The organism is Streptomyces sp. DSM 40750 (assembly GCF_024612035.1).
Classification (GTDB): Bacteria; Actinomycetota; Actinomycetes; order Streptomycetales; family Streptomycetaceae; genus Streptomyces.
The window spans coordinates 6,659,370-6,676,430 of sequence record NZ_CP102513.1 but is presented as its reverse complement, the minus strand read 5'-3'; the positions used below and the strand labels follow the sequence as shown (position 1 = coordinate 6,676,430).

15 protein-coding genes are annotated in these 17,061 nt (G+C 70.7%); 3 read left to right on the top strand and 12 right to left on the bottom strand.

Annotation, left to right across the window (positions count from 1 at the left end; all coding sequences use genetic code 11):
- Positions 1 to 259 precede the first annotated feature (259 nt).
- Both JIX55_RS29740 and JIX55_RS29735 read right to left on the bottom strand, forming a co-directional pair.
- Positions 260 to 1,630 carry a fibronectin type III domain-containing protein gene (locus JIX55_RS29740; protein WP_257566325.1) on the bottom strand — a complete coding sequence of 457 codons (1,371 nt, stop codon included), beginning with the start codon at positions 1,628 to 1,630 and terminating at the stop codon, positions 260 to 262.
- A gap of 769 nt (positions 1,631 to 2,399) precedes the next feature.
- Positions 2,400 to 4,925 (bottom strand): ATP-dependent Clp protease ATP-binding subunit, encoded by a 2,526-nt coding sequence (locus JIX55_RS29735; RefSeq protein WP_257566324.1) that lies wholly within the window; start codon positions 4,923 to 4,925, stop codon positions 2,400 to 2,402.
- Between the two features lie 430 nt (positions 4,926 to 5,355).
- On the opposite strand from JIX55_RS29735, the gene JIX55_RS29730 reads away from it, so the two are divergent.
- Positions 5,356 to 6,012, top strand: a complete 657-nt coding sequence (locus tag JIX55_RS29730; protein WP_257566323.1) for an SCO3374 family protein — start codon at positions 5,356 to 5,358, stop codon at positions 6,010 to 6,012.
- Here the strand turns inward: JIX55_RS29730 and JIX55_RS29725 are convergent.
- The 10 genes from JIX55_RS29725 to JIX55_RS29680 form a co-directional block, all read right to left on the bottom strand.
- Complete coding sequence (locus tag JIX55_RS29725) at positions 5,991 to 6,326, bottom strand: histone-like nucleoid-structuring protein Lsr2 (RefSeq protein WP_033524724.1); 336 nt, start codon at positions 6,324 to 6,326, stop codon at positions 5,991 to 5,993. The genes JIX55_RS29730 and JIX55_RS29725 overlap by 22 nt on opposite strands.
- 302 nt (positions 6,327 to 6,628) lie before the next feature.
- Positions 6,629 to 7,162 (bottom strand): amino-acid N-acetyltransferase, encoded by a 534-nt coding sequence (locus tag JIX55_RS29720; protein WP_257566322.1) that lies wholly within the window; start codon positions 7,160 to 7,162, stop codon positions 6,629 to 6,631.
- 9 nt (positions 7,163 to 7,171) lie between these two features.
- Entirely contained in the window at positions 7,172 to 7,633 is a 462-nt protein-coding gene (locus tag JIX55_RS29715; protein ID WP_443046729.1) for a BlaI/MecI/CopY family transcriptional regulator, read from the bottom strand.
- Positions 7,634 to 7,757: 124 nt separating this feature from the next.
- A complete protein-coding gene (locus JIX55_RS29710; protein WP_257566321.1) occupies positions 7,758 to 7,949 on the bottom strand; it encodes a hypothetical protein in 192 nt (63 codons plus the stop codon).
- Positions 7,950 to 7,968: 19 nt separating this feature from the next.
- Positions 7,969 to 8,658, bottom strand: a complete 690-nt coding sequence (locus tag JIX55_RS29705; RefSeq protein WP_257569518.1) for a hypothetical protein — start codon at positions 8,656 to 8,658, stop codon at positions 7,969 to 7,971.
- Between the two features lie 193 nt (positions 8,659 to 8,851).
- Positions 8,852 to 9,649: a type III pantothenate kinase gene (locus JIX55_RS29700; RefSeq protein WP_257566320.1), complete on the bottom strand. Its 798-nt coding sequence runs from the start codon at positions 9,647 to 9,649 to the stop codon at positions 8,852 to 8,854.
- Positions 9,650 to 9,663: 14 nt separating this feature from the next.
- The gene (nadC, locus tag JIX55_RS29695) at positions 9,664 to 10,656 is read right to left on the bottom strand and encodes a carboxylating nicotinate-nucleotide diphosphorylase (RefSeq protein ID WP_257566319.1); all 993 of its coding nucleotides are present in this window, start codon (positions 10,654 to 10,656) and stop codon (positions 9,664 to 9,666) included.
- Positions 10,657 to 10,661: 5 nt separating this feature from the next.
- Positions 10,662 to 12,413 (bottom strand): L-aspartate oxidase, encoded by a 1,752-nt coding sequence (locus tag JIX55_RS29690; RefSeq protein ID WP_257569517.1) that lies wholly within the window; start codon positions 12,411 to 12,413, stop codon positions 10,662 to 10,664.
- 11 nt (positions 12,414 to 12,424) lie between these two features.
- Complete coding sequence (gene panC, locus JIX55_RS29685; RefSeq protein ID WP_257566318.1) at positions 12,425 to 13,417, bottom strand: pantoate--beta-alanine ligase; 993 nt, start codon at positions 13,415 to 13,417, stop codon at positions 12,425 to 12,427.
- Positions 13,414 to 14,358, bottom strand: coding sequence for a Rossmann-like and DUF2520 domain-containing protein (locus JIX55_RS29680; protein ID WP_257566317.1), 945 nt, complete (start codon positions 14,356 to 14,358; stop codon positions 13,414 to 13,416). Before JIX55_RS29680 ends, panC begins: the two co-directional genes overlap by 4 nt.
- A gap of 207 nt (positions 14,359 to 14,565) precedes the next feature.
- On the opposite strand from JIX55_RS29680, the gene JIX55_RS29675 reads away from it, so the two are divergent.
- On the top strand, positions 14,566 to 15,831 hold the full coding sequence (locus JIX55_RS29675) for a threonine aldolase family protein (RefSeq protein ID WP_443046557.1): 1,266 nt from the start codon (positions 14,566 to 14,568) through the stop codon (positions 15,829 to 15,831).
- A gap of 100 nt (positions 15,832 to 15,931) precedes the next feature.
- On the top strand, positions 15,932 to 17,044 hold the full coding sequence (locus JIX55_RS29670) for a DUF5937 family protein (RefSeq protein WP_257566316.1): 1,113 nt from the start codon (positions 15,932 to 15,934) through the stop codon (positions 17,042 to 17,044).
- The last annotated feature ends 17 nt before the right edge of the window (positions 17,045 to 17,061 follow it).

The window sequence follows — 17,061 nt, the reverse complement described above, 5'->3', positions numbered from 1 at the left end:
CTCAAACACCCCTCCACCTGCACTCCACCGCACAGAACCCACACAAACCCGCACTATCAGACCTAAAAGTTCGTTTTGCCCGTCAGTCCCCACCCACTATTCCGCCTAGTACCGGACAAATCCCCTGTGCGGCATGTCACCGGCCACCTGGAACGGAGAACCCCGAATTGTGACGCGGGCTACGCCGCCGCACTGAGCAAAGGGGCTGCCCCGAAGCCAATGCTCCGGGGCAGCCCCTACTGCCTGAATCTCAGCCCCGTCATTCCGCGGAGACCACGGTGACGAAGTCGCTGCCCTCGCTCTCGTTGCCCGAGCCGTCCGCGGCGGTGACGACGTACGTGTTGGACACGCCGACGACCGGCGAGGTGTCCGTGAAGGCGGGGGCCCCTCCGCCGACCGTGCCCAGCTTCGTCCAGCGTGCGCCGCTCATCGGGTTGTCATTGGTCCGGTAGACGTTGTACGACGCACCCCGCACGGGGTTGGCCGTCCAGGTCAGGTGGACGCCACCGGCAGCGGTCCTGGTCGCCTTGACCCCGATCGGCTTGAACAGCAGGACCTCCGGCTCGGCGACCGCCCCTGCGGACTGGGCCGACGCGTTGCCGGTCCTGTCCACGGCGACAACCGCGTACGTGAAGGAGCCGACCCCACCGAAGTCGGTGAACGACGTCCCCGTCACCGGCGTGCTCCCGCTCGCCTTGGCCCAGGCGTCGTTCGCGCCCTGCCGGTAGTAGACGTCGTAACCGGCGAGGTCGGAGGCCGCGACGGCGTCCCACTTGATCGTCGAGTAACCGCCGAACTCGGAGTAGCCGACCACCACACCCGAGGGGATCGCCGGAGCCGTCCGGTCCACGGATGTGACCTTCACCGTGGCCGACGCGGCGGACACGTTGCCCGCCCTGTCCACGGCCTTGACCGTGTAGCCGTACACGCTTCCGGTCGCCGGCGTGCTGTCGGTGAACGTCGGCCTGGTGAGCGGCGCGCTGCCGCTCACCAGCTTGCCGGCGCGATAGACGCGGTATCCGGCCAGGTCGAGCTCGGCGTTCTTCTTCCACGTCAGCGCGGTCTTGGAAGTACCGGTGTCGTACGTGGCGGCCGGCCCGGCCGGGCTCAGCGGCTTGACCTTGTCGACCGAGGCCGAGGTGCGCGGCGCGTAGCCGAACGCCACGTTGGCCTTGCCGGTGAACGCCGCGAAGTCGACGCGGATGGTGTGCCTGCCCCTGGGGACGGTCAGGTTGACGGTCTTGGACCGGGTCGAGGACGCGTCGCCCCAGATGTTGATCTTCTGCTTGCCGTCGAGATAGACCCGGATGCCGTCCTGCGCGGACGCCTTGAAGCTGAACGGCCCGCCGGAACCGAAGTCCCGCGTCACGCTCCAGCGGACGCCGAAATCGTTCTTGGGCAGGGTGACGCCTGCCGGGTTGCCGGTGCCGTAGTTCTCGCTGATCGCCTTGTCGCAGACGGTCTTCTTCGGTGTCCCCTTGAAGGACGTGTTGGCGTAGTACTTCGCCGTCCACTCCCCCGTGGCGCACGTTGCCGCCACCGCCGTCGCCGGAAACGCGATTCCCGCGGCCGACACCACAACCGCCAACAGCGCGACCCGAGTCGCGCTCCCCCGTATCTCTGTGGACATGTTGGAAATGATCCCCTCCCTGATCGAACAGCGATCGTACGTCGTTCGAGAGCCGCCATGGCCTCTGAGGAAGAAGTGGAAGCGTCAGCGATAGGCATCCGCCTGTCGTCGAGCCGGATAACGCCGCTGATCAAGAACCCGTTCGTGCAGGAGGGCCGGGTGCGGGTCTGGTCGACAAGCCGGTGCGGATCCTGTCTCCGCTCACCGAAATCCCGCTCATCTGGCTGGCATTGGACTCCCTGCCCGGTCCGGAAAAACCAGGCGCCCCGCATTCGCTCACGGCGCCAACCCCCTTGGAGGCGCTCGACCTGGGTTTCCCTCTCCACGTCGATTCTCTCGACGAAGCTCTTCCCCCCCGGCCTGACATTGGACTATCTGCGATTCACCAAGGGAGCACTGCGGTTCACCGGCCTGCGCGGCCTCAGCCGTATGCACTCGGTGAAGCGGCTCAGCCTCGCCAAGCTCCCGAAAAAGCGCACCCCGAGGACTTCGCGGAGAAGTCCCGGATGCCCGCCCTCACGGAATTGCGCGTCAACGGGGCGCGACCGGCTGCGCCACGTCACCCTTCATCCCGCGCCCGAGGTCACCGACGTACCCGACAGGTCCTCGGGCTCCTCCCGACGACTCCCGCCATCGAGAAGACCGACGCCGTTCTCCGAACCGGAACCACGGCCGGCAGACCGGAACCCCAGCCGGAAATAAAAAAGGGGCTGCCCCCCGGACCGAAGTCCCGGGGGGCAGCCCCTTCCGCTCAAGCCGAGCGCAGCGGTTACGCGTCCTTGCTCAGGTTGGGCCCGGCGCCACCGGCCGCCTGCTCGATCGGCGGGACGTCCGGCAGGGCCGACTTCTCCTCACCCCGGAAGGTGAAGGTGGCCGTCTCGCCCTCGCCCTCGGTGTCCACGACCACGATGTGGCCGGGGCGCAGCTCGCCGAAGAGGATCTTCTCGGAGAGGGTGTCCTCGATCTCGCGCTGGATGGTCCGGCGCAGCGGCCGGGCGCCCAGCACGGGGTCGTAACCCTTCTTGGACAGCAGCTCCTTGGCGGACTGGGAGAGCTCGATGCCCATGTCCCGGTCCTTCAGGCGCTCGTCGACCTTGCCGACCATCAGGTCGACGATCTTGAGGATGTCCTCCTGCGTCAGCTGCGGGAAGACGACCACGTCGTCGACACGGTTGAGGAACTCGGGCCGGAAGTGCTGCTTGAGCTCGTCCGAGACCTTGTTCTTCATGCGCTCGTAGTTGGTCTTCTTGTCACCCGAGGCCGCGAAGCCCAGGTTGAAGCCCTTGGAGATGTCCCGGGTGCCGAGGTTGGTCGTCATGATGATGACCGTGTTCTTGAAGTCCACGACCCGGCCCTGGGAGTCGGTCAGACGACCGTCCTCCAGGATCTGCAGCAGCGAGTTGAAGATGTCCGGGTGAGCCTTCTCGACCTCGTCGAAGAGGACCACCGAGAACGGCTTGCGCCGCACCTTCTCCGTCAGCTGGCCGCCCTCTTCGTAGCCCACGTATCCGGGGGGCGAACCGAAGAGACGGGAGACCGTGTGCTTCTCGCTGAACTCCGACATGTCGAGGGAGATCAGCGCGTCCTCGTCACCGAAGAGGAACTCGGCGAGCGCCTTGGACAGCTCGGTCTTACCGACACCGGACGGGCCGGCGAAGATGAACGAACCACCGGGACGCTTCGGGTCCTTGAGGCCCGCGCGTGTACGACGGATCGCCTTCGACAGCGCCTTGACGGCGTCGATCTGGCCGATGACCCGCTTGTGGAGCTCGTCCTCCATGCGGAGCAGACGCGAGGACTCCTCCTCGGTCAGCTTGAAGACCGGGATGCCGGTGGCGGTCGCGAGGACCTCGGCGATCAGCTCGCCGTCGACCTCGGCGACGACGTCCATGTCGCCGGCCTTCCACTCCTTCTCCCGCTTGGCCTTCGCGGCGAGGAGCTGCTTCTCCTTGTCGCGCAGGGAGGCGGCCTTCTCGAAGTCCTGCGAGTCGATCGCGGACTCCTTGTCCCGGCGGACACCGGCGATCTTCTCGTCGAACTCGCGGAGGTCCGGCGGCGCGGTCATCCGGCGGATACGCATCCGGGAACCGGCCTCGTCGATCAGGTCGATCGCCTTGTCCGGCAGGAAGCGGTCCGAGATGTACCGGTCGGCGAGCGTCGCCGCCTGCACCAGGGCCTCGTCCGTGATCGAGACGCGGTGGTGCGCCTCGTACCGGTCACGGAGACCCTTGAGGATCTCGATGGTGTGCGGGAGCGAGGGCTCGGCGACCTGGATGGGCTGGAAGCGGCGCTCCAGGGCCGCGTCCTTCTCCAGGTGCTTGCGGTACTCGTCCAGCGTGGTGGCGCCGATGGTCTGCAGCTCACCGCGGGCCAGCATCGGCTTCAGGATGGAAGCCGCGTCGATGGCGCCCTCGGCGGCACCCGCACCGACCAGCGTGTGAAGCTCGTCGATGAACAGGATGATGTCGCCGCGGGTGCGGATCTCCTTGAGCACCTTCTTCAGGCGCTCCTCGAAGTCACCGCGGTAGCGGGAGCCGGCGACCAGCGCGCCGAGGTCGAGGGTGTAGAGGTGCTTGTCCTTGAGGGTCTCGGGCACCTCGCCCTTGACGATGGCCTGGGCGAGGCCCTCGACGACGGCGGTCTTGCCGACGCCGGGCTCACCGATCAGGACCGGGTTGTTCTTCGTACGGCGGGACAGCACCTGCATGACCCGCTCGATCTCCTTCTCGCGCCCGATGACCGGGTCGAGCTTGGACTCACGAGCGGCCTGAGTGAGGTTCCGGCCGAACTGGTCGAGGACCAGGGACGTCGAGGGGGTGCCCTCGGCGGGGCCGCCGGCAGTGGCGGTCTCCTTGCCCTGGTAACCGGAGAGCAGCTGGATGACCTGCTGCCGCACCCGGTTGAGATCTGCGCCCAGCTTGACCAGGACCTGGGCGGCGACGCCCTCGCCCTCGCGGATCAGGCCGAGCAGAATGTGCTCCGTGCCGATGTAGTTGTGGCCCAGTTGAAGGGCCTCGCGGAGCGACAGCTCCAGGACCTTCTTGGCACGGGGGGTGAAGGGGATGTGCCCGGACGGGGCCTGCTGCCCCTGCCCGATGATCTCCTCCACCTGCTGGCGGACCGCCTCGAGCGAAATCCCGAGGCTCTCCAGGGCCTTAGCGGCGACACCCTCACCCTCGTGGATCAGGCCCAGGAGGATGTGCTCGGTGCCGATGTAGTTGTGGTTGAGCATCCGGGCTTCTTCCTGAGCCAGGACGACAACCCGCCGCGCGCGGTCGGTGAACCTCTCGAACATCGTTAATCGCTCCTCAGAGCGGTCAGGCAGTAAGGGGACGCTCCCCTCCCTGTCCTTCCGCAGCTTAGTCCCGCAAGCGGGGACCGCTCATTCCAACTGCCGACACCGTCCTTGGCCTCCTGACCCCGAACGCCGACATCTGCTCCAACCCGATGGTGCGAGACGATGTTCCCGCAGGCCAGGTGGTTACCCTCACCATCAGTACGCCGATGGCGAACGCGAGACCGCCTTTTCTGCGTGTCGCCCCCTCCCACTAGGGATGTCTTACCCGCAGGCACTGACACTCCATGCCGGATGCACCGGTTCCCTCCGCTAAGGGCGAACATCCTTGCGTCACCACACACCGCGGAACACCCCCTTTCCCGGCACTCTTCGCATCCGCACCCATACCCAGCGTAACTCTGGGCCTCTTCGCACGGTTGCTCCTGACATGGCCATCGTCCCCCTTCCCCGCCGACGGTTCGACCGGAGCGACATCTCGGGTGCCGTCTCGCGCGATGTTCCGGGCGACATCCCGTGCGACGCGGTGCGGCGGTGGTACGAGAACGACCTCGGCTGGGCGACCGTGCCCGGGACGCCCGTACATGTGATTACGGGCCTGCGCTTCGATGTGCTCGACGTACCGGCGGAGGCGGGGATCGCGGCGCTCAGACATCTGGGCCCGATTCCGGGACCCGGTTCACCGGTGGCCCTGCACGGCGGGCGGATGCGGCTCCTTGTCGCGGCGGGCAGCGCGGAGGAGTTGCCGGGTCTGCTGGAGTGGCTGGACTGGGGCGGCCTCGACCTGGACCTCACTGCCGTCGGAACGGGCGGTCTCATGGCGGCACCGACGCCTCCGGACGGGGCCGGAAGGCTCGGAGGTGTGCTGCGGGAGGCCGGATCACAGGGGGCCGCCGAATGGTTGCGGCCCCCCGAGCCGGGGCGCGAGGTGGAACCCTCGCTGCCGACGATGTCGGCGTTGGGGGGCGGTGGGGGCGCCCCCGACCTCGTGCGAGTGGTGGACACGGTGGCGACGCACTGCCACCGCGTCCGGCTGCGGCGCGCGAGCACCGGGCCGTCGGAATCTCAGCCGTTGGCCTTCTCGTAGGCCTCGCGGATGGAGGCGGGGACACGGCCGCGGTCGTTGACCTCGTAGCCGTTCTCCTTCGCCCAGGCGCGGATGGCCGCGGTGTCCTGGCTGCCGCCGGAAGCGGCGCGAGCCTTGCCACGCCCGCCCGCAGCACGGCCTCCGGTACGCCGACCACCCTTGACGTAGGGGTCGAGAAGGCCGCGAAGCTTGTCCGCGTTGGCGGTCGTGAGGTCGATCTCGTACGTCTTGCCGTCCAGCGCGAACGTCACGGTCTCGTCCGCCTCGCCGCCGTCGAGGTCGTCGACAAGAAGGACCTGAACCTTCTGTGCCACCGGATTTCCTTTCATCGATAACTTCAGGGCCGAGGGCCTGCGGCACGCGCCGCTGTTTCACGTCCCCTGTTATATGCAGTACTGCAGTACGTCGGAAAGCAAACCGCTTTTCCTGGAAAAACACAAACCCCTGGGAGAGACCGAGGAGAGGCTGCGGAGAGGGCGAGGAGCCCGGGGAAGACCGGAAACATGCGCGTTTCGGACATAGGGCACCCGGGCAAGGCGACCCTCACCGGAATAGGACTTGACGATCCTTGACGATCCCCGAGGTTCCTTGAGGTTCCTTGACGATCCGTCGGCGATCACAGATGCAGAAGCATCCGGCTGTTGCCCAAGGTGTTCGGTTTCACTCGTTCGAGACCGAGGAACTCCGCGACGCCCTCGTCATAGGAACGCAGCAGCTCCGCGTAGACATCGGTGTCGACCGGGGTCTCACCGATCTCCACGAAGCCGTACTTCGCGAAGAACTCGACTTCGAAGGTCAGACAGAAAACGCGGCGAACACCCAGCCAGCGAGCGGTGTGCAGCAACTTCTCCAGCAACTGGTGACCGACACCGAGACCCTTGGCGTCCGGGTCCACCGCGAGAGTACGGACTTCCGCGAGGTCTTCCCACATGACGTGCAGCGCCCCGCACCCGACGACCTGGGCGTTGTCGTCCCGTTCCGCGACCCAGAACTCCTGGATGTCCTCGTAAAGCGTGACCGTCGCTTTGTCGAGCAGGATGCGGCGCTGGACGTACGAGTCGAGGAGGCGGCGCACGTGCGGGACATCGCTGGTCCGAGCCCGCCTGACGGTGATGGCTTTTGCGGTGACTTCGGGACTCGTTGCTGGCATGAGCGGACGCTATCGCCCGGGGAGATCCGGGGATTCGCCGGGGGTCCCCTGTGTTTCACCGGACGATTCGACGGATTCGCCGACGGTTTCAACAGGGGTTTCGACGGCCGGGGCGGCGGGCGCGGCCGGTTCGGGTTTGACGGGCTCGGGGCCTTGCACGATGCGTACGGCGTCGGTGAGCGCCTGTCGCTGTTCCTCGCTCATCATCCCGAAGAAGGCGACGAGAGCGGCCGCGGGGTTGTCGCTCTGCGACCAGGCTTCGTTCATCAGTGCGGCCGCGTAGGCGGCGCGAGTGGAGACCGCCTCATATCGATAGGCCCGGCCTTCGGACTCACGGCGCACCCAGCCCTTCTGATGGAGATTGTCCAGAACGGTCATCACCGTGGTGTACGCGATGGTCCGTTCCCGCTGAAGGTCTTCCAGGACTTCCCGAACGGTCACCGGGCGGTTCCACTTCCACACCCGCGTCATGACCGCGTCTTCGAGTTCTCCCAATGGGCGAGGCACAGTTCCGTACAATATCCGGAAAAAGAGATCAAAAAGGGCGTACGACTCGAAAAACACACGAGTCGTACGCCGATGGGGCCGCGTCGCGTCAGACGCCGGTGCCCTTGGAGCGGGTGTCGGTGGCCTGGCGGGCGTTCTCCGCGCGGGCGAGTGCCGCGTCGACGACCGCGTCCTCCTTGGCCTTGTTGGGGCCGCCCTGGGTCTTCACGATCACCCTGATGACGCTGATGAACAGCACGGCCATCACGAAGGGGGGCAGCAGCGCGGAGACGTAGTCCATGCGTCCAGGGTAGCCAGGGCTAGACGGCGGCCAGTTGCTGGGGCGGCTTCCCGGGCGGGGCGGCCGGTTTCCGCTTGGGCGGGAAGACCTCGCCGGGGGTGGGGATGGGGCGGCGGGCCGGGTCCGGGGCGTCGGGACGCCGGACCGGGCCCGGCTTGTCGGCGGGCTGGGCGGGACGGGACGGCCGGGCGGGCTTCTGCTCGGCCGGCTCTCCAGCAGCGTCACGCGCGCGCGTGACGCTCTCCGCCAGACCACCGGGGAGGGCGGTGAGCCGGAGCCGGGAACGGGCGCCGGAGCCGCCGCGGGAGGCCGGGACGACGACCACCGGCGTGGCCGGGCGCCCCGTGAAGCGGGCGCGCACGTCCTGTCCGACGAGGGGGCGGCAACGCGCCAGGAGGGCCGCGGCGGCCGGGTGGCCGTGCAGGGCGCGCAACGCGGCGAGGTCGTCCGGGTGGGGGGCGTACCCGGCGTCCAGGGCCTCCTTCAGGAGCGCCGCGTAGCCCGTGACCGTGCCGGGGAGCGCGGCGCGGTAGCGGGCGAGGTCGGCCAGCAGGAAGGCCCTCAGACGGGCGTCCTCGCGGGCCGCCTCGTCGACGGACTCGGCGAGCCGGAGGCAGTCCTGCACCTCCTCCGCGGAGGCGGGACCGGGATTGAGGGCGAGGGCGAGGGCACGACGGAGCACACGCAGCTCGTCAGCGCCGAACGCCATGCCGCCGCGGGTTCCGTGGGGCGTGGGCATGCGGCGACGATACGCGCTAATCAGACAAAAGAGATGCGCCGACGGCGCGTGGCGCCGGGGTTCCACCCGCGTGGGGGGATCTTGGTTGCCCGCGCCCCTGAAGGGGCGCGGGCAACCGCGCGGGCAACCACGACGAACCTGCGGCGGGGGGGGCGAACCCTCCTCAGAGACGCGACACGTTCCGCTCGTACACCAGCCGCAACCCGATCAGGGTCAGCCACGGCTCGTGCTCGTCGATCACCGAGGATTCGCCGAGGACCATCGGCGCCAGGCCGCCCGTCGCGATGACCGTCACGTCCTCGGGGTCGTCGGCGAGTTCGCGGACCATGCGGCTCACCACACCGTCGACCTGGCCGGCGAAGCCGTAGACGATGCCGGACTGCATGGCCTCGACCGTGTTCTTGCCGATCACGCTGCGGGGGCGGGCGACCTCGATCTTGCGGAGCTGGGCGCCCTTGACGCCGAGGGCCTCGACGGAGATCTCGATGCCGGGGGCGATGACGCCGCCGACGTACTCGCCGCGCGCGCTGACCGCGTCGAACGTCGTGGCCGTACCGAAGTCGACGACGACGGCCGGGCCGCCGTACAGCTCGACGGCGGCGACGGCGTTGATGATGCGGTCGGCGCCGACCTCCTTGGGGTTGTCGGTGAGGATCGGCACGCCCGTCTTGACGCCGGGTTCGACGAGGACGGCCGGGACGTCGCCGTAGTAGCGGCGGGTCACCTCGCGGAGCTCGTGCAGGACGGACGGGACGGTCGCGCAGATCGCGATGCCGTCGATGCCGTCGCCCAGCTCCTCCCCGAGGAGCGGGTGCATGCCCATGAGGCCCTGGAGGAGGACCGCCAGTTCGTCGGCGGTGCGGCGCGCGTCCGTGGAGATGCGCCAGTGTTCGATGATGTCCTCGCCGTCGAACAGACCGAGGACGGTGTGGGTGTTGCCCACGTCGATCGTCAGCAGCATGACCCGTCCCCGCTCTACTCGGCCGCGCGCAGGTCGAGGCCGATGTCCAGGATCGGGGACGAGTGGGTCAGGGCCCCGACGGCCAGGTAGTCGACGCCCGTGTCCGCGTACGCCTTGGCGTTCGTCAGCGTCAGGCGGCCCGAGGCCTCCAGCGCGGCCCGGCCGGCGACGATCGCGACGGCCTCCTCGCACTCGACCGGCGTGAAGTTGTCCAGGAGGATCAGGTCGGCGCCCGCGTCGACGACCTCGCGCAGCTGGTGGAGGGTGTCGACCTCGACCTCGATGGGCACCTCGGGGAACATCTCGCGCACGGCCTTGAAGGCCTGGGTGACGCCGCCCGCGGCGACCACGTGGTTGTCCTTGACCAGCGCTGCGTCCGAGAGGGACATGCGGTGGTTGACCCCGCCGCCGCAGCGGACCGCGAACTTCTCCAGGGACCTGAGGCCCGGCGTGGTCTTCCTCGTGTCGCGCACCTTCGCCTTCGTGCCCTCCAGGGCGTCCGTCCACGCGCGCGTGGCGGTCGCGATGCCGGAGAGGCGGCACAGCAGGTTCAGGGCGCTGCGCTCGGCGGTGAGGAGGTCACGGGTGGCGCCGGTGACGCTGAGCAGCTTCTGGCCGGCCTCGACGCTGTCGCCGTCGTCGACGTGCCGCTCGACCTCGAACTCGTCGGAGCAGGCCACCGAGAGGACCGCCTCGGCGATTCTGAGGCCCGCCACGACCCCGCCCTCGCGGGCGGTGAAGTCGGCGGTGGCCCGGGCGTCCTCGGGGATGGTGGCGACCGTGGTCACGTCCACGCCGTGGTCGAGGTCCTCCTGGATGGCGACGTTGGCGATGTCCTCGACCTCCACGGGGTCGAGGCCGGCGTCGGCCAGGAGCTGGGCGAGCGCGGGGTCGAGCCCGCACTCCGCGTATTCGTCGTAGCCCTCGCCAAGGCCGTCATCGGCGCCGCAGGCGCAGCCGTCGCCGCAGCCGCCGCTCTGGGCGAGGGGAAGGTCGGGAGTGCTCACGTCTGTCACTGCTCCTGCTGGTGCTGCCGGGTCGGGGGGAAGTCTGCGGTATCCGTGGTGTGTACGGCGAGCGTCCGGTCCGGATTCAGCCGTACGACGATGTGGCGGCGCCAGGCGGTGTCGTCGCGCTCGGGCTCGTCCTCGCGCCAGTGGCAGCCGCGGGTCTCCTCGCGCAGCCGGGCGGCGGAGACCAGGACGCGGGCCACGCACAGGAGGTTGGTGGTCTCCCAGGTGTCGACGCCGGGTTCGGCGGTCTTGCCGTTCTCGTCGAGGGCGCCGCGGGCGTCCGCGTGCAGCCGGTCCAGGGCCGCGGCGGCGGTCGCGAGGGACGCCTCGGAGCGCAGGACACCGGCGCCCTCCGTCATGATCCGCTGGATCGCGAACCGTATCTCCGGGCCGAGCAGCGGGTGCGCGGGCTTCTCCGCGTACGGGACGGGCTGGGGCACGCGCGCGCGGAGGCCGTTCCCGGCGTGGGCCGCGGCGATGTCGGCGACGATGCGCTCGGCGTAGACCAGGCCCTCCAGGAGGGAGTTCGAGGCGAGCCGGTTGGCGCCGTGGACGCCGGTGCAGGCGACCTCACCGCAGGCGTAGAGACCGGGGACGGTCGTACGGCCGTGGGAGTCGGTGCGGACGCCGCCGGAGGCGTAGTGGGCGGCCGGGGCGACCGGGATGGGCTCGGTGATCGGGTCGAGGCCATGGGCGCGGCAGGCGGCGAGGATCGTCGGGAAGCGGTGCTCCCACATGTCGGCGCCGAAGTGCCGGGCGTCCAGGTACATGTGTTCGGCGCCCTGCTCCTGCATGCGGCGCATGATCCCCTTGGCGACGATGTCCCGGGGCGCCAGTTCGGCCAGTTCGTGCTGGCCGACCATGAAGCGCGTGCCGTCGGCGTCGACGAGGTGGGCGCCCTCGCCGCGTACGGCCTCGGAGACCAGCGGCTGCTGGCCCTCCGCGTCCGCGCCGAGGAACAGCACGGTCGGGTGGAACTGGACGAATTCGAGGTCGGAGACCTCCGCGCCCGCGCGCAGGGCGAGAGCCACGCCGTCGCCGGTGGAGACGGACGGGTTGGTGGTGGCGGAGAAGACCTGGCCCATGCCGCCGGTGGCGAGGACCACGGCGGGGGCGTGGACGGCTCCCACGCCGTCGTGCTGGCCCTCGCCCATGACGTGCAGGGTGACACCGGCGGTGCCGCCGTCGGCGTCCGTCAGCAGGTCCAGGACGAGCGCGTTCTCGACTGTCCGCACGCCACGCGCGCGTACGGCCTCGACGAGGGCCCGGGAGATCTCGGCGCCGGTGGCGTCGCCGCCCGCGTGGGCGATGCGGCGGCGGTGGTGGCCGCCCTCGCGGGTCAGCTCCAGGCCGCCTTCCTCCGACTCGTCGAAGTGGGCGCCGGTCTCGATCAGGCGGCGTACCGCGTCGGGTCCCTCGGTGACGAGGAGGCGTACGGCGTTCTCGTCGCACAGGCCGGCGCCCGCGACCAGGGTGTCGTCCTGGTGCTGTTCGGGGGTGTCGCCCTCGCCGAGCGCGGCGGCGATGCCGCCCTGGGCCCAGCGGGTGGAGCCGTCGTCGAGGCGGGCCTTGGTGACGACGACCGTGTTCAGGCCGGCGGCCTCGCAGCGCAGTGCGGCGGTGAGGCCGGCGACGCCCGAGCCGACGACCACGACGTCGGCGGCGATGGACCATCCCGGTGCGGGCGCGTGCAAGCGGGGGCGAGCGCTAGGCGCTCCCGGAGGGTGGTGGTGGGCGACGGGCGGGCGTATGCCTGTGCTGCTCACGAGGCGGCTCCGAAGGTCAGGGGGATGTTGTCGATCAGCCGGGTCGTCCCCACCCGGGCCGCGACGGCGAGGACGGCTTCGCCGGTGAAGTCGTCCGGGATGTCGGTGAAGTCGGCCGGGTCGACCAGGGCCAGGTAGTCCAGGGCGAGCGGCGGCTTCATGCGCATGGCCTCGTCGAGGACCAGGCGGGCGGCGGCGCGGACGGCGGCCGGGCCGCCGGGCGCGGACTTCGCCATGGCGTGCGCGTCGGCCGCCGCGCGGGACTCGCCGATCGCGCTCAGGGCCTCGGCACGCGCGCGCGTGGCGGGCACCTCGCGGGCCCGCGCGCGCAGCGCCTCCTGCGCGGCGTGCCGGTCGCGGCCCGCGAACAGCGCCTGGGAGAGCGCCAGGGCCGTACGGCGCTCCTGGGTGGACAGATACCGGTTGCGGCTGGACAGGGCCAGACCGTCTGCCTCGCGCACGGTCGGTACGCCCACGATCTCCACGCCGAAGTTCAGGTCCCGGACCATACGGCGGATCAGGGCGAGCTGCTGGGCGTCCTTCTGGCCGTAGAGCGCCACGTCGGGGCGGGTGAGGTGGAGCAGCTTGGCGACGACGGTGAGCATGCCGTCGAAGTGGCCGGGGCGGGAGGCACCCTCCAGGCGCTCGCCCATGGGGCCCGCGGTGATGCGGACCTGGGGCTCCCCGCCGGGGTAGACCTCGTCGACGCCCGGGGCGAACACCGCGTCCGCGCCCGCCTGTTCGGCGAGTTTGACGTCGGCGTCCAGGGTGCGCGGGTAGCGGTCGAGGTCCTCGCCCGCGCCGAACTGGAGGGGGTTCACGAAGACGGTGACGACGACCTCGCCCGCGTCGCCCGCGATCTCGCGCGCGGTGCGGATCAGCGTGGCGTGGCCCTCGTGCAGGGCGCCCATGGTCATCACGACGGCCCGGCGGCCCGCACGCGCGCGTGCGTGCAGTTCGTCGGCGGTGCGCGGCACGGTGATGGTCATCGGGCGTCCCCTTCGGTCCCGTCGGCTCCGGTGGTCCCGTTCCCGCCCGCGAGTACCCCGAGGAGGTCCTCGGCGAGCTCCGGCTTGAGCAGGCCGTGGGCGAGGGCCCGGTCGGCGGTCGCGCGGGCCATCGCCAGATAGCCGGCGACCGTCGCCGGCGCGTGCGCGCGCAGCTCGGCGACGTGCGCGGCGACCGTGCCCGCGTCGCCGCGCGCGACGGGGCCGGTGAGGGCCGCGTCCCCGGAGCGCAGGGCGTTGTCCAGGGCGGCGCCCAGGAGCGGGCCGAGCATACGGGCGGGGGCCTCGACGCCGGCCGTGCGCAACAGCTCCATGGACTGGGCGACCAGGGTCACCAGGTGGTTGGCGCCCAGGGCGAGGGCCGCGTGGTAGAGCGGCCGGTTCGCCTCGGCGATCCACTCCGGTTCGCCGCCCATCTCGATCACCAGGGCCTCGGCGGCCAGCCGCAGCTCGTCCGGGGCCGTGACCCCGAAGGAGCACCCGGCGAGCCGCTGGACGTCCACCGGAGTCCCCGTGAACGTCATCGCGGGGTGCAGCGCCAGCGGCAGCGCCCCGGCCCGGAGCGCGGGGTCCAGCACCTTCGCGCCGTACCGCCCGGAGGTGTGCACGAGCAGCTGCCCAGGCCGTACGGAACCGGTCTCGGCGAGGCCCTCCACGAGGCCCGGCAGGGCGTCGTCCGGGACGGTCAGCAGGACCAGGTCCGCGCGCTGCAGCACATCGGCCGGGGACATCAGCGGCACCTCGGGCAACAGCGCGGCGGCCCGCCGCCTGGAGGCGTCGGAGACGCCGGACACGGCCACCGGCCGGTGACCTGCCAGCTGCAGCGACGCCGCCAGCGCGGGACCGACCCGGCCAGCGCCGACGACACCGACGGTGAGCCGCGCGGGGCGGTCCTTCGGCTCTGGTTGCTGGAATGTACTCACTCGCTGGCGGCCTTCCCGTTCCAGTCCGCTCCGGGTACCGGACGATTTCTCGTCATGTTAACGCGATTGGTTCGAGGGACGTTCGGTTGTCCACAGGCTGTGGGTTTCCGCGAGCGGTTTCCGCAGGTCGCGTCCGTCTGCCACCTGCGAATCGCCGGACGGGAAATCCACGTGCCGGACGGGGCGGCCCGGGGGGATGATCCCAGGATGAGCGATACGGCGGAGCAGGCGGCGGAAGAGGCACACGGCCGGGCGGCTTGCGAGGCGGGGGAACCGGCGGAGGAAGCCGGGGAACTGGCAACGGAAGCCGGGGAACCGGCGGCGGAGGAGTCCGCGGCGATGCTGCGCTACGAGCGGCGACGGGTCGCCCATCGGGCAGCCGGGCGGGTGCTGTCGCGGACGAGTGCGCTGGCGACGGTCCGGGAGCGGCTGGCGCTGCTGGACTCGGCCGGGGACGTGTACGACCTGGACGAGCCGGCGGACATCTACGGCAACGGGGTCGTCGAGGCGCTGGAGGAGCGGACCGCCGGGCTGCTCGGCATGGAGGCGGCCGCGTTCTTCCCGACCGGCACGATGGCCCAGCAGGTGGCCCTGCGCTGCTGGGCGGCCCGTACCGGGAACCCGACGGTCGCCCTGCACGCGCTCGCCCATCCCGAGATGCACGAACGGCATGCGTTCAGCCAGGTCAGCGGGTTGCGTCCGGTCCGCCTGGCGAGCGAGCCGCGGATGCCGACCGCCGACGAGGTACGCGGCCTCGACGAGCCCTTCGGGACGCTGATGCTCGAACTGCCCCTCAGGGAGGCCGGTTTCGTGCTCCCCTCCTGGGAGGAGCTGACCGAGGTCGTCGAGGCGGCACGCGAGCGGGACGCGGTGGTCCACTTCGACGGGGCCCGCCTGTGGGAGTCCACGACCCACTTCGGCCGCCCGGTGGACGAGATCGCGGGCCTCGCGGACAGCGTCTACGTGTCGTTCTACAAGTCCCTCGACGCCTACGCCGGTGCCGCGATCGCCGGCCCCAGGACGCTCGTCGACGAGGCGAAGGCCTGGCGGCACCGGTACGGCGGCCGGCTCTTCCACCAGTTCCCCACCGCCCTGTCGGCGCTCCTCGGCCTGGAGCGCGAGCTGCCCCGGCTGCCGGAATACGTGCGCCACGCGCGCGTGGTCGCCGCCGCGCTGCGCGAGGGGTTCGCGGCGGCGGGGGCCCCGTGGGCCCGCGTCCACCCCGAGGAGCCGCACACCAACGAGTTCCAGGTCTGGCTGCCGTACGACGTCGACGTCGTCGCGGAGGCCGCGATCCGGCAGGGCGAGCAGACGGACGCGCTGCTCTTCGCCCGTCCCTGGGACCGGGGCGGGCCGGGGCTGGCCGTCACGGAGGTCGAGGTGCGGGCCGCGGCGCTGGAGTGGACGGCGGAGGACGTGCGGCGGGCGGTCGCGGACTTCGTGGCGCTGGTGGAGAAGGTCGCCGGGGAGTAGGTGAACAGGCGGGCAGGGGCCGGGCGACTCGGCGCCCGGTGGGAAGCGGGGCCGTGATCCGGGCGGGGGCGTTGTCAGTGGCCGGGTGCACCATGTGGTCATGAGCGTGCGCGTCGACATCACCGGACTGCGGCGGGAGAAGGTGGCCGTCGTGCCCTCGCCGCTGGCCGAGCTGGGCATGGCACTGCACGTGCTGGCCGAGCCCGGTCACCATCCGGGTCTGCAGGGCTGGGTGACGGGGGTGACCGCCCGGCTCGACGCGCATCTCGCCGACCGGATGACCGAGGCGGACTTCCTGTGGCGTACGACGTTCTCGGACCTGTTCATGCCGTTCGCCGGCATCCCGGGCCGGGACACGCTCCCGGGCGCCACGCTCGCCGACGATCTGGATCTGCTGGACAAGCTGACGGACGACCAGTTCGTCGACGGCGGGCTGGAGTTCGTCTGCTCCCCCGGGTACGCGTACGACGCGCAGCGGCCCGGTCCGCTGTCCGACCCGGAGATGCGTCGGCGCGCCCTGGACCTGGCCGCCGCGCGCGGGCCGCAGCAACTGCGGTTCGCGGGGCGGCTGCTGGCGGACCCGCCCGGTGTGCGGGGCTGGCTGCGGCAGTTCCTGGAGGACTGCGACGAGGCCTTCTTCGCCGAGACCTGGTCCCGGCTGCGCCACCCGCTCGCGGCGGACGCCCGCCACAAGACCGAGCTGCTGCGGCACAAGGGCATGGCCGACGCGCTGGCTGCCGTGTCCCCCTCGATCACCCTGGACGAGGGCCTGGGGCGGATCACCGTGGACAAGCTGGTGGAGGGCCGTACGAACACCGGCGACGGCGGCCTCCTGCTCGTACCGACCAGCCTCGGCCGGCCCCACCTCACCGTCCTGCACCGGTTCGGCTGGCAGCCGGTGATCCAGTACCCGGTGAGCGCGGCCGAGCCCGCCGCCCCGCCCTCGGTCGAGCAGCTCGCCCTGCGTATGACCGCGCTCTCCCACCCCGTCCGTATGCGCCTGTGCCGCAACCTCGCCCGCAGCGCGTACACCACGGGCGAGCTGGCCCAGATGCTCGGCATGACGCCACCGGAGATATCCCGGCACCTGGCCGTCCTCAAGAAGGCGGGCCTTCTCACGATGCGACGACGCGGGCGGTACGTACTGCACCAGTTGGACATGGCTGTGGTGGCCCGACTGGGGAGCGACTTCCTGGAAGGGGTGCTCAGGTAGGCCGGACGGCCGGCCTC

What these genes read in the sequence shown, in the direction of transcription:
- JIX55_RS29740 (WP_257566325.1), bottom strand. Translation starts at nt 1,630, where the DNA reads ATGTCCACAGAGATACGGGGGAGCGCGACTCGGGTCGCGCTGTTGGCG.
- JIX55_RS29735 (WP_257566324.1), bottom strand. Translation starts at nt 4,925, where the DNA reads ATGTTCGAGAGGTTCACCGACCGCGCGCGGCGGGTTGTCGTCCTGGCT.
- JIX55_RS29730 (WP_257566323.1), top strand. Translation starts at nt 5,356, where the DNA reads ATGGCCATCGTCCCCCTTCCCCGCCGACGGTTCGACCGGAGCGACATC.
- JIX55_RS29720 (WP_257566322.1), bottom strand. Translation starts at nt 7,162, where the DNA reads ATGCCAGCAACGAGTCCCGAAGTCACCGCAAAAGCCATCACCGTCAGG.
- JIX55_RS29715 (WP_443046729.1), bottom strand. Translation starts at nt 7,633, where the DNA reads ATGACGCGGGTGTGGAAGTGGAACCGCCCGGTGACCGTTCGGGAAGTC.
- JIX55_RS29710 (WP_257566321.1), bottom strand. Translation starts at nt 7,949, where the DNA reads ATGGACTACGTCTCCGCGCTGCTGCCCCCCTTCGTGATGGCCGTGCTG.
- JIX55_RS29705 (WP_257569518.1), bottom strand. Translation starts at nt 8,658, where the DNA reads ATGGCGTTCGGCGCTGACGAGCTGCGTGTGCTCCGTCGTGCCCTCGCC.
- JIX55_RS29700 (WP_257566320.1), bottom strand. Translation starts at nt 9,649, where the DNA reads ATGCTGCTGACGATCGACGTGGGCAACACCCACACCGTCCTCGGTCTG.
- panC (WP_257566318.1), bottom strand. Translation starts at nt 13,417, where the DNA reads ATGACCATCACCGTGCCGCGCACCGCCGACGAACTGCACGCACGCGCG.
- JIX55_RS29675 (WP_443046557.1), top strand. Translation starts at nt 14,566, where the DNA reads ATGAGCGATACGGCGGAGCAGGCGGCGGAAGAGGCACACGGCCGGGCG.
- JIX55_RS29670 (WP_257566316.1), top strand. Translation starts at nt 15,932, where the DNA reads ATGAGCGTGCGCGTCGACATCACCGGACTGCGGCGGGAGAAGGTGGCC.